The 11,493-nt window shown below is 68.5% G+C and carries 11 protein-coding genes, 1 tRNA gene and 1 riboswitch; of the genes, 8 read left to right on the top strand and 4 right to left on the bottom strand.

From position 1 onward, the window contains the following. Positions 1-74: 74 nt before the first annotated feature. Complete coding sequence (locus AC08OV_RS18805) at positions 75-254, bottom strand: DUF2568 domain-containing protein (RefSeq protein ID WP_476595969.1); 180 nt, start codon at positions 252-254, stop codon at positions 75-77. A gap of 391 nt (positions 255-645) precedes the next feature. Further along, positions 646-1,878, bottom strand: coding sequence for an ABC transporter substrate-binding protein (locus AC08OV_RS18800; protein WP_476613857.1), 1,233 nt, complete (start codon positions 1,876-1,878; stop codon positions 646-648). A gap of 144 nt (positions 1,879-2,022) precedes the next feature. Between AC08OV_RS18800 and AC08OV_RS18795 the strand changes: the two genes are divergently transcribed. Both AC08OV_RS18795 and AC08OV_RS18790 read left to right on the top strand, forming a co-directional pair. Further along, on the top strand, positions 2,023-4,101 hold the full coding sequence (locus AC08OV_RS18795) for a branched-chain amino acid ABC transporter permease (protein WP_476613856.1): 2,079 nt from the start codon (positions 2,023-2,025) through the stop codon (positions 4,099-4,101). Then, on the top strand, positions 4,098-5,687 hold the full coding sequence (locus AC08OV_RS18790) for an ATP-binding cassette domain-containing protein (RefSeq protein ID WP_476613855.1): 1,590 nt from the start codon (positions 4,098-4,100) through the stop codon (positions 5,685-5,687). The genes AC08OV_RS18795 and AC08OV_RS18790 overlap by 4 nt, the downstream gene beginning before the upstream one ends. Positions 5,688-5,831: 144 nt before the next feature. Then, a riboswitch (TPP riboswitch) is annotated at positions 5,832-5,939 on the top strand. Here AC08OV_RS18790 and AC08OV_RS18785 read toward each other — a convergent pair. After that, positions 5,926-6,135 (bottom strand): hypothetical protein, encoded by a 210-nt coding sequence (locus AC08OV_RS18785; RefSeq protein ID WP_476620042.1) that lies wholly within the window; start codon positions 6,133-6,135, stop codon positions 5,926-5,928. (Overlaps the previous riboswitch by 14 nt.) On the opposite strand from AC08OV_RS18785, the gene thiC reads away from it, so the two are divergent. From thiC to AC08OV_RS18755, 6 genes are all read left to right on the top strand, one after another. After that, complete coding sequence (gene thiC, locus AC08OV_RS18780; protein ID WP_476620041.1) at positions 6,056-7,819, top strand: phosphomethylpyrimidine synthase ThiC; 1,764 nt, start codon at positions 6,056-6,058, stop codon at positions 7,817-7,819. The genes AC08OV_RS18785 and thiC overlap by 80 nt on opposite strands. A gap of 217 nt (positions 7,820-8,036) precedes the next feature. Beyond that, the gene (locus AC08OV_RS18775) at positions 8,037-8,705 is read left to right on the top strand and encodes a CGNR zinc finger domain-containing protein (protein WP_476620040.1); all 669 of its coding nucleotides are present in this window, start codon (positions 8,037-8,039) and stop codon (positions 8,703-8,705) included. Between the two features lie 713 nt (positions 8,706-9,418). Next, the gene (locus AC08OV_RS18770; RefSeq protein WP_476613853.1) at positions 9,419-9,787 is read left to right on the top strand and encodes a type II toxin-antitoxin system RelE/ParE family toxin; all 369 of its coding nucleotides are present in this window, start codon (positions 9,419-9,421) and stop codon (positions 9,785-9,787) included. Continuing rightward, positions 9,784-10,101 (top strand): helix-turn-helix domain-containing protein, encoded by a 318-nt coding sequence (locus AC08OV_RS18765; protein ID WP_476613852.1) that lies wholly within the window; start codon positions 9,784-9,786, stop codon positions 10,099-10,101. Before AC08OV_RS18770 ends, AC08OV_RS18765 begins: the two co-directional genes overlap by 4 nt. Before the next feature lie 325 nt (positions 10,102-10,426). Continuing rightward, positions 10,427-10,666 (top strand): DUF433 domain-containing protein, encoded by a 240-nt coding sequence (locus tag AC08OV_RS18760; protein WP_476613851.1) that lies wholly within the window; start codon positions 10,427-10,429, stop codon positions 10,664-10,666. Beyond that, entirely contained in the window at positions 10,663-11,025 is a 363-nt protein-coding gene (locus AC08OV_RS18755) for a DUF5615 family PIN-like protein (protein WP_476613850.1), read from the top strand. The genes AC08OV_RS18760 and AC08OV_RS18755 overlap by 4 nt, the downstream gene beginning before the upstream one ends. A 94-nt stretch (positions 11,026-11,119) precedes the next feature. Here AC08OV_RS18755 and AC08OV_RS18750 read toward each other — a convergent pair. After that, positions 11,120-11,192 (bottom strand) — tRNA-Arg (locus AC08OV_RS18750). Between the last annotated feature and the right edge of the window lie 301 nt (positions 11,193-11,493).

The following is an 11,493-nucleotide window of genomic DNA, read 5'->3' as shown; positions in this document are numbered from 1 at the left end:
GGGGTCCTCGACGGCTGGCGCGGCCTGGTGCGGCGTGAGGATCTGCGCGGACACCGTCGTCGCGACCACGAAGATCACGAAGAGTAGTGCCCAGAGCGGATAACCGGCGCTCGCCCGAGCATCGCGGTGGCGACGAAGAGGGCCAGTTTCACCGCGAGTCGCGACGGTTGGCCGAGCCTGCGTGCTGCCCGCGGCGCCAGCCACCTACCCCAGATTCCGGCTGTCAGAAGTGGGAGGAGTCCGGCAAGGGTGATCTTGGCTGCTGTCGGCAGTGGATCCGGCTGGGCCTGGGGCCTGGGATCCGTGGGCGCGTGGTCCGGGTCGACCGACTAGACGACTAGACGACTAGACGACTAGACGACTAGACGACTAGACGACTAACGCTGTTAGTCGATTCTAGCTGGCAACGTTAGTCAACCGCTTGTCAAGAAGCCGGTGCGCGTCGCGTCTGGGTGACCGGCTGCGGGGGCAGTCGACGCCGCCCTGTTCGGCGGCGTCGCGCCGGATGAGACATTGGGTCCGGATGAGACAGTGGGTGTTGTCCGATGAATCGGCGGCGCTGATCTGGACCGACCGGAGCCGCTCGCTGAGCGAGCCGTGCCGCGGCCCGGATCGGTCCAGCCTGGCCCGGGTCGGCCCAGGTGATTAGTTGATCAGTTTGATGAGCTGGCGCCCGTCGAGCCAGTTGCCGGTGACATCGGTGAACGTGTTGTTCTTCCACGCCAGCAGCCGCACCGCCGTGTTGCAGACCGCCGGGAAGATGTCGATCTGCTTGCCGTCACAGGTGAACGGATGGGCCATGACGTTCGGGTGGTCGCGGGAGGCACGAAGCGCCGTGAGCAGGGCGGCCGAGGTCGGCTGGGCGGTACCGGCCAGCAGCGACCGGATGTTGAGGACGGCGGAGAAGGATCCCTGCGACGACGAGGAACGATCGGCCTCCGGGATCGCCTTACGGAACGCTGCCGTGTCGGCGTCACCATCGCTCGTCCCGACCGGCAGGTAGCTGGAAGCGAAGTAGAGGTTGTCGGTCCGGCCGCTGGCCGCGCGCGGCACCGCGGGGGTGGTGCAGGGGCCGATGAAGTAGATGTCGTCGCGGATGTTCAGCGCCGCCGCGGCCTGGACGATCCGGGTGCACGTCGCTGCCTGGAACACCACGATGATCGCGTCTGGCTTGCCCGCCGCGACCTGGGTCAGGGCTGGCGCGAAGTCCGCCGCGTCGGATTTCTCTGGCACCAGTTTGATATCGGACACACCTTTATGGCGCAGGATGTTCTGTGATCCCTGGATAGCGGCGGACAGCAGGCCGGGCAGGTCGAGGTACAGCGCGTGCACGCTGCGCACATGCCGGATGTTCGTCAGATAGTCGGTGAGGCCGAGCAGCTCGCTGAGCGAACCGCCGGAAAACGCGAAGGCGTTGTGTGAGCCGAGTTCTCCGCTCAGCTGAGGAGAGCCGGTGACGTACGGGATGTGGGCGGTCTCGTATATCGGCATCGCCGCCTCCGCGCCGAAATCGATTCCGCCGACCACCGCGAGTGGTTTCGTGGCGACAAGCCGGTTGGCGCAGTTCTGGGAAGACTCCGGCGAGCCGTCGGTTGCGCAACTGATCAGCCGGAGTGGCCGACCGTCGAGCCCGCCCAGAGAGGTGTTGGCGTAGTCCACGGCGGCCTGAGCGGCCTTCCGGGTCTCCGGGTATGACCCGACAGTGCTGTTCTCAACCGTTACGAAGCCGACAGTGATCGGAGGCCCGGTCAGGCGGCTCGCCGCCGCGCTGCCACCGGCAGCTGCGCCGGACGAGCCACCGCGCTGACTCGTGCACCCGACGACGACAACGGACAAGGCTACGGAGAACGCGAGGAGGATGCGGGAGGCTTGTCTCACGGCTCGTGAAGCTACACTTCTGTCGTCCAGTTCTGGGGGCTTGACCGTCGACCGGCCGGACGGGGACTGTTGTGTGACCATGCGTCCGGTCTTCATCGCAGTTCGGATCTCTCTATCTGTAATAGATGCGTCTACGGGGGCCCGGTGACAACGTATATAGCAGCATTGCTGCTCGGCCTTGGTCCGGGGGCCGTGTACGCGGCGCTCGGGCTGGGGCTCGTGCTCACCTACCGCGCGTCCGGCGTGGTCAACATCGCCCATGGGGCGTTCGCTATGTACGTCACCTATCAGTACGCAGAACTACGGGAGGTCGGGGACCTCGTACTGCCCGTCGTCGGGATGCCGCCAAGAATTCATCTCACCGACACGCCCACCTTCGGGCTAGCCCTGTCAGTATCCCTCGCACTGGCGGCAATCCTAGCGCTGGTATCCTATCTGGTTATTTTTCGGCCCTTGCGGCGTGCCCAGCCGCTGATGACGGTCGTGGCTGCGGTCGGCCTCACGATCGCGCTGCAGGCCGTCGCCGTGCTCCAGTTCGGATCTGACAACAGGTTCCTCAGCCCGGTGCTGCCGCAGTCACCGCTGTCCCTGCTGGGCGTGACCGTGGCGAGCGACCGGCTGCTGCTCGCCGCGTCGGTCATCGTGGTCGCCGCCGGTCTGTGGGCGATGTCGCGCTGGACGTTGTTCGGCCTGGCTACCCGCGCCGTCGCCGAGGATGAGCAGACCACCGCGCTTCTCGGTCGGCGGCCCGGGTGGATCGCCGCCGTCAACTGGGTCATTGCGGCCGTGCTCGCCGCTCTCGCCGGGATCCTCGTGGCGCCGATCAGTGCGCTGAATCCGACGAGCTACTCGCTGTTCGTCGTTCCCGCGCTCGCCGCCGCTCTGCTCGGTGGCCTGTCCTCGTTCGGTCTGACCGTCGTCGGAGCTCTCGGCCTCGGCATGACCCAGGCTGTCCTGATCCCGCTGCAACAGGACGTCTCCTGGTTGAACCAGCCGGGACTGCGCGCGCTGCTTCCGATGCTTCTGGTCATCGCGGTGGCGAGCCGGCGCGGGGACCTGATTCCCGGTCGCGCCGCGGGCGTCGCCGTGCCGGCTCCGATGCCGGTGGTCGAACCGCCGGAGTCTCCCCTGCGCCACCTCGCAATCGGTGTGCCGTTCGGGGTGGTCGCGATCCTCGTGCTGACCGGCCCCTACCGGCTCGGCCTCGAACGCAGCCTCGCTGGCGCCGTGGTGTGTCTGTCGTTCGTCGTGTTGACCGGGTACGTCGGACAGCTCTCGTTGGCGCAGATGACCCTCGCCGGTGTCGCCGGCTTCCTGTTGGCCAGACTCCAGGGTGAGCTGGGCGTGCCGTTCCCGATCGCACCCCTGCTCGCCACGGGCGCCTCCGCTGTGGCGGGCCTGCTGCTGGGGGTGCTGTCACGGCGGCTGCGTGGAATCGACCTGGCGTTGATCACTCTGATCGCCGGCGTCGCGATCCAGGAGGTGGTGTTCGGAAACCCGCTGGTCACCGGCGGGTTGGCCGGGTCGGTAGTACCGAATCCGAAGATCTTCGGCCTCGATCTCGGGCTCGCCGGTGCCGGGTTCCCTCGGCCGGAGTACGGGCTGCTGGCGTTGGCCGTGCTCGCCGCGTGCTGCTACGGGGTCGCCCGGCTGCGCACCGCGGACCTGGGCCGGCGCATGCTGGCCGTGCGCGCGAACGAACGGGCCGCTGCCGCAGCCGGGATCGACGTCCGTCGTACGAAGGTGCTCGCCTTCACTCTCTCCGCCGCGATCGCTGGTCTCGGCGGTTGCCTCATCGGCTACGGTCAGGGACGTCTGTCCTTCGACTCGTTCGGCGTCACGGCCTCGCTGTTCTTCCTGGCGATCGCGGCCGCCGGTGGGGTGACGAGCGTCGGCGGAGCGTTGCTGGGCGGTCTGCTGGTGCCGGGCGGAATCGTGTTCATCGTGCTGGACCAGGTTGCCGGGCTCGGCAAGTACCAGTCCGTGCTGTGCGGGATCGCCGTCGTGGTGCTGGCGGTGCTACGTCCGGCCGGGCTCGCGTACCGACCGCATCGGACGGCTCGCGCCGATCATCAGGGCCGCGTGGATCGGTCGGGTGGCACGCATCGGACCGGTCCTGGGCAGCGAACGCGTCGAGGAGATCACGTGCGACACCCGCAGCCGCCGGACCAGGGCCGGCCGAGCCTGACCCCGCATCCGGTCAACCCGGGCGGAGCCCCGTGACGGCGTTGCTGGCGGTCGACATGCTCGCCGCCGACCAGGGCCGTACGCGCATCCTCGAGGATGTCTCCTTCACCCTGTCGGCCGGCACCATCACCGGGCTCATCGGACCCAACGGAGCCGGAAAGACGACGTTGATCGACGCCCTCACCGGGTTTGCGTCGATCAGCGCGGGCACCGTCACGCTGGACGGTGCCGTGCTCGTCGGACTGCCGGCGCATGAGCGGCTGCGGTTGGGGCTCGCCCGCACCTTCCAGGCGCTGGAACTCTTCGACAGCCTGGAGGTCGGGGAGAATCTGGCCGTCGTCACGCCCCGGGCACCCGGACCCGCGGACGGGCCAGATCCGGCCCGGTCGCTTGGGCTCGCCACGATCGCCGACCGCCTGCCGTCGACGCTCTCCCACGACGAGCGGTCCTCGGTGGCTCTCGGCCGCGCCCTCGTCGCCGGGCCGAAGGTCCTGCTGCTGGACGAACCGGCCGCGGGTCTCGACCCGGCCGCCCGCCGGACGCTCGCCGACCGGCTGCGCCGCATCGCCGCCGACGGCATCGCCGTGCTGCTCGTCGACCACGATGTGAAGCTCGTCTTCGACGTATGCGACCACGTCCTCGTCCTGGACGGGGGCCGCGTCGTCGCGCGCGGTCGACCTGCCGAGGTGCGTGCCGATCCGGCGGTCCGCGCCGCCTATCTGGGCGGTGGTGAGCTGGGCGGTGGTGAGCTGAACGGTGGTGAGCTGGGCGGTGGTGAGCCGGACGGCGGCGACCGCGCCGGGCCCGCTCCGGCCTCTGCCTCCGGGCCCATGCCCGCCTCCGGGTCCATGCCTGGCTCCACCCCGGCGCCGGCCCCCGGTCGAGGCGGGGGCGATCTGCTCGTGCTCGACCGGGTCACAAGCGGATACGACGGAGTTCCGGTGCTCCGGGACGTGTCGCTCACCGTCGGTGCCGGGGAGATCGTGGCGCTGCTCGGAGCGAACGGCGCGGGCAAGACGACGCTGATCCGCACGGCGGCGGGGCTGCTGACGCCGTCGAGGGGGCGGGTCAAGGTCCTCGATGACCGGTCGCGCCGGGCCGCGCCGAGCACACTCGCCCGCCGGGGGATGGCGGTCGTACCGCAGGGACGAGGGTCACTCGGGCGGTTGACCGTCCGCGAGAACCTGCGCCTGGCGGCCGGCCGGCGCTCATCCGGCGAGATCGGGCGGGTGTTGGACTGGTTCCCGGTGCTGCGCGGCCTGCTCGACCGGTCGGCCGGAGAACTGTCCGGGGGTGAGCGGCAACGGCTCGCGTTGGCTGTCGCTCTGGTGCGCAGACCGCGTCTGCTGCTGGTGGACGAGCTGTCGTTCGGCCTGGCACCCGGGGTCGCGCCGCAGCTGCTCGCCCTGCTGCGCACGATCACCCTCGAGACGTCGACCGGCGTGCTGCTGGTCGAGCAGTTCGTCTCGCTCGCGTTGCAGGTGGCCGACCGTGGCTACGTTCTCGACCGGGGCCGGATCGCGCTGTCGGCGAGCGCGGCGGATCTCGTCGCGCGTCCCGAGCTCATCGAGACGGTTTATCTGGGCGGGAGTTCCGGGCCGGCGGCGGCCCCGGACCGCTGAGCTGGTCCGGCGTTCCCCGCCACGCGGAGAAACCGGGGTTCGGCGGAACAGGGCTCTCACGTCGCCCGATGGTGTAGGGCATGCGTCGGATGAACCGGAAGGGGTGGCGAGCGGGCCGGCGGTGTCTTACTGTCGACAAGCGTCGAAGTTGATCGCGGGAGCTCCGCCAAGGGGCTGAGAGGGCGGCTGGGGCCGCCGACCGCAGGAACCTGTCCGGGTAATGCCGGCGTAGGGAGTCTTACATGGTGTCGCGCACCGACCGTTCGTCCTCCTCTGTCTCGTCCTCTGTCTCGTCCTCCTCTTCGTCTATCTCGTCCTCCTCCTCGTCCATCTCGGCCGCGGCGATGACGGCGGTCTCGACGGGTCCGCTGACGGGCAGCTGCAAGACCTGGCTGGTCGGTGCGGATCCCGATCTGCGGGTGCCGATGCGGGAGATCGTGCTGACCACGGGTGACACCGTCGTGGTGTACGACACCTCCGGTCCATACACCGATCCGGGGGTGACCATCGACGTGCGCCGGGGTCTGCCGGCGACGCGGGACAGCTGGATCGCCCAGCGTGGCGACACCGCGCCGGATGAGCAGCGGACCGTTCCCGGGACCGGGGCGCCCGGTCCTGGGACGCCCGGTTCTGGGACGCCCGGTCTCGGCGGGACGGATCTCGGCGGGCAGGTGCGAGTGCCCCGTCGGGCGGTGCCGGGACGGCCTTCCGTAACCCAGCTGGGCTACGCCCGCCGCGGTCAGATCACTCGGGAGATGGAGTTCGTCGCCCTGCGGGAGGGTCTTCCCGTCGAGACGGTGCGGGCGGAGATCGCCGCGGGGCGGGCCGTGCTGCCGGCGAACGTGAACCATCCCGAGTCCGAGCCGATGGCGATCGGCCGTGCGTTTCTCGTGAAGATCAATGCGAACCTCGGCAACTCGGCCGTTACCTCCTCAATCGAGGAAGAGGTCGAGAAGATGGTGTGGGCGACCCGCTGGGGCGCGGACACCGTGATGGACCTCTCGACCGGGTCGGACATCGCCCTGACCCGCGAGTGGATCATCCGCAACGCGCCGGTGCCGGTCGGGACCGTGCCGATCTACCAGGCGTTGGAGAAGGTCGGTGGCCGGCCAGAGAAGCTGTCCTGGGAGGTCTACCGGGACACTGTGATCGAGCAGTGCGAGCAGGGTGTGGACTACATGACGGTCCATGCGGGGGTGCTGCTGCGCTACGTGCCGCTGACCGCGCGGCGCAGGACCGGGATCGTCTCGCGCGGCGGCTCGATTCTGGCCTCCTGGTGCCTGGCCCATCACGAGGAGAACTTCCTTTACACCCACTTCGCCGAGCTGTGCGAGATCTTCGCCGCGTACGACGTCACGTTCTCCCTGGGCGACGGCCTGCGGCCCGGGTCCATCGCGGACGCGAACGATGAGGCACAGCTCGCCGAGCTCGCCACCCTGGGCGAGTTGACGCAGGTGGCGTGGGAGCATGACGTCCAGGTGATGATCGAGGGCCCCGGGCACGTGCCCATGAACAAGATCGAGGAGAACGTGCAGCTGCAGCGGGAACTGTGCCACGACGCGCCGTTCTACACCCTCGGGCCGCTGACCACCGACATCGCCCCCGGCTACGACCACATCACCTCCGCGATCGGGGCGGCGATGATTGGATGGGCCGGTACCGCGATGCTCTGTTACGTCACCCCGAAGGAGCATCTCGGCTTGCCTGACCGGGACGACGTCAAGGCCGGCGTCATCGCCTACAAGATCGCCGCGCACGCCGCCGACCTCGCCAAGGGTCATCCCGGCGCGCAGGCCTGGGATGACGCCCTGTCGGACGCCCGGTTCGAATTCCGCTGGGCCGACCAGTTCCACCTCGCGCTCGACCCCGACACCGCACGCGCGTTCCACGACGAGACGCTGCCGGCCCCGGCCGCGAAGTCGGCGCACTTCTGTTCGATGTGCGGCCCGCACTTCTGCTCGATGAAGATTTCCCATCAGGTGCGGGCACACGCGGGCGGGGACGGGCTGGACCCGGCCGGGCATGGCGCGGGCCCGGCCGGCGACGAGGCGGTCACCGCCGGCCTGCGGGAGAAGGCCGCCGAGTTCAACGCCGCCGGCAATCGGATCTACCTTCCGGTGGCCAACTCCTGACCGACCGTCCCGACGGGCTCCCGACGGGCTTCCGCCGGTCAGCGGCGGGCCCCGTCGGGCGCAGGGGGCGCAGTGGCCCGGTGGTCCGGTGGTCCATAAAAGCTATCTAAAAAAGATAGCTAAGACGATTACTTTGGCGGGGGAGTAACCTCTCAAGAGGAAGTGGAGTGGTTATTTGGGCGATCGGCTCGAGGGGAGGTCTCCGATGAACCCGGACGTGCTGATCGGCTTGGGCGATCATCCGGTGCTGGACTTCGTCAATAGCCTCGCCTTCTCGGCGGACGGCCCGATCGAGTTGATCGCCGATGGGCGGAGCTACCTGCGCTGGCTCCAGCTCGCGGGGCTTGTCGGCACGGCCGAACGAGAGGCGCTGCCTGCCCGGTTCGGGCCCGAAGAGCTCGACCGCATCGCCGTCGCCGCGGTCGAGCTCCGGGAGTGGCTGCGGCCGCTCATCGGCGCCTGGGCGGGCGGCAGCTCCACCGTGCCGGACGAACCCACGCTGTCGCGCCTGAATGGGCTGTTGGCCACCGACCATCGGTACGCGCGGCTCACCCGCGTCGGCGGTACCCCCGCGATCGTCGAAAGCGGGACGTGGGCATCCGCCGAGGTCCTCCTCGCCTTGCCGGCGCGGGCCGCCGCGGACCTGTTCGCGCATGGCAACCGGTCGCTCGTCCGCAACTGCGACGGCCCGACCTGCACGCTGTGGTTCTACGACCGCACCAAGGCCCACCAGCGTCGCTGGTGCAGCATGGCCATCTGCGGCAACCGGGCCAAGGCGCGGGCGCACCGGGCCCGCCTCACCACTGGACGCGCTCCTGGCGCCTTAGCCGCGGAAGGTTCTGCGGTAGGCGTTCGGGGGACTGCGATGGCGTCGCGTAGGTGCTGACGTAGCGAAGCGGCGGGTGAAGGTTCGGCGACTCATCCCGGCGTGGGCGGCCAGGTCCTCCAGCCGGAGGGCGTGGTCTAGCCGCTCAATTGACCGGCAGGCAGCGGCGCAGTAGAAAGAATCAAGGATGTCGAACGCATCGGTGGCGTTGGCCCTTGGGCGTCGGCCTCGCACTGAGCCGCGGGCGTAGTCTCCACCAGACCCGGGGCACCTCACGCCTGTTACGTGTTTGGCGAGGTTGTCAATCATGGCGATGTAGATCATCGCTTCGGAGCTGGCGGGTAGGACGGCGCGTAGCATCGACGTGTTCGAGGACGTCCGGCGGGGGACCGCAGGGAGCATCGACGACATCCTCACCTGGCTGCAGACTCCACCCACTGTTACAGAGAGTGAGAAGTGGGAGGGTGTCGCCTGAGTCGCTTGGCGGCCCCCGTCGCCAATTGTGGTACGAATTGCAGTATAAGAGACCTTGAAGCGGCAGAGCCCCGCGCCTTGGATGGGGACGCGGGGCTCTGGCCTGTCTCAACCGTGCGTGCGCTCGGAGGGACTCGGACCCCCAACCGTCTGATCCGTCTGATCCGTAGTTAGATTTGGATCTTCCGTCGACGTCCGTCCTCGTTCGCGGCCTTGGCTATCAACTTGGCTGTCAGCCGTCCCGCCGGCGTCTCCTGTGCGATTCGGTGGGCCGAGGGTTTAGTGAGAGCTATACTCGTGTGGTAGAAGGGCAGCAGTGGGACGTCTATCTCGTCAACGAGGTCCGCGACTGGATCGACGGCCTGGACGCGGCCACGCACGCCCGGGTCGTGCAAGCAATAGATCTTCTTGCGGAGGCTGGTCCAGGTCTGGGGAGACCGCTCGTCGACACGATCAGCGGTTCGTCGTTGCCGAACCTGAAGGAACTTAGGCCGGGGACGGTGCGGATCCTGTTCTGCTTCGATCCGTGGCGTTCGAGCATCCTGCTTGTCGCCGGGGACAAGGCTGGGCAGTGGAACGCCTGGTACGCCGAGGCGATCCCGCTTGCGGAGCAGCGATACAAGACCTATCTGGTGGAACGCGGCGAGGAAGAGAGCGATCAGCGATGAGCGGTTACACACGGTGGTCTGACATCCGTGCCGAGCAGGTCGCCCGGGCCGGTGGGGAAGACGCGGTTGCTGCCGGCTGCCAAGAGCTCCTCGCGGTCGCGGTAGGCCATCGGCTTGCTGAGGTGCGTCGGGCGCGGGGGCTGACGCAGGCGCAGGTCGCGGAGCGGATGGGTGTGACCAAGGGGCGGATCTCGCAGATCGAGCAGGGCTCGCTGTCCGGTCAGGATGTGGTTGCTCGCTATGCCGCTGCTCTCGGTGGCCGGCTGCACCAGGCGATCTACTTCGATGATGGGGATATCGCCGCGATCGCGTAAGCGACAGTGCCGCTGCCTCCGTTGCTCCGGAAAGCCCAGAGCCCCGCGCCGGAGTAGCGGCTGCGGGGCTCTGACCTGTCTCAACCTGACGTGCGCTCGGAGGGACTCGAACCCCCAACCTTCTGATCCGTAGTTAGATTTGGATCTTCCGTCGACGTCTGTCAACGTCCGCCCTGTCTGCTGACCATGAGCGTTCCGTCCACCGGTGTCCGTCGACGTCCACCCGCGTCCAGCGGCTTGGCTGTCAACTTGGCTGTCACTCGTGCCACGGCTTGGACCACGTGACGGGCGCTCGACGCTGAGATCCGGGAGCATACTGGGAGGCATGGCGGAAGATCTTCTGGCGCTCGTCGTGGCCGACCCGACAGTCGGTCATGGGCAGGCGTGTATCCGGGGGACCCGGGTGCCGGTGAGTGTTGTGCTCGACTGCCTTGCCGACGGTATGTCCGACGGTGAGATCATCGCGGAGTACCCGTCGCTGACCGTGTTGGGGATCCGTGCGGCCGCTGCCTACGGGGCGCGTCTGGCGCGGGAGGATCTCGTGCCGCTTCGTACCGCGCCGTGAAGGTCAAGCTGGACGAGGGTCTCCCGGTCTCCCTTGCCGAGCGACTCGCCAAGCACGGGATCGACGCCGATACCGTACTTGCGGAGAACCTGTCGGGCCGCTCCGATCCGGAGGTGCTCGCTGCTGCGGTTGCCGAGAACCGGATCGTGTTCACCCTCGACCGCGGCTTCGGGAACATCCGTGCCTACCCGCCGGGATCGCACAGCGGGATCGTGGTCTTCCGGCTTGACGACCAGTCGGCACGCGCCGTGATCGCGGCCGTCGAGGACCTGGTCACGCATCACGACCTCGCCGATCTCGCTGGGGCCGTGACAGTGGCGCACCGCGGCCTTCTCCGGATCCGTCGCGAGGGCGATTGACCCTCTCCGCCCGGGCTGGGACATCGCCTACGCAAAGCTCAGAGCCCCGCGCCGGAGTAGTGGCTGCGGGGCTCTGAGCTGTCTCAACCTGACGTGCGCTCGGAGGGACTCGAACCCCCAACCTTCTGATCCGTAGTCAGATGCTCTGTCCGTTGAGCTACGAGCGCGATGTACCGCCGTGGTGGCCGGCGGTGCCAGCTTACAGCACCCGACGGATGGCACCGATCCTCCGAGGGGGATGTAGCTGTCTGTAGTTCATCCTGTGCTTCTTGTGTGGACAGGTGTGGGGTCATCGTCGAATCGGCAGCTGCGGTGCCGGCAGGAGGAGTTGCCGGTGGGGCGTGCGGCGGACGGTCAACCGCTGACCGTCCGCCGCGGCGGGATACGACCTCTCCGAGCCGGCGATCCTCCACCTCGGCGGGCAGTTCGCGCGCCCGCACCGGGAGGTGTGTGTCCGAGAGCATGACC

It is taken from the genome of Frankia sp. CeTa3Moorea, from assembly GCF_978021225.1.
This window is presented reverse-complemented; position numbering and strand designations above follow the sequence as displayed.

Coding starts and splice junctions, on each gene's coding strand:
- AC08OV_RS18760 (WP_476613851.1), top strand. CDS start 10,427: ATGGCGGAAGATCTTCTGGCGCTCGTCGTGGCCGACCCGACAGTCGGT.
- AC08OV_RS18765 (WP_476613852.1), top strand. CDS start 9,784: ATGAGCGGTTACACACGGTGGTCTGACATCCGTGCCGAGCAGGTCGCC.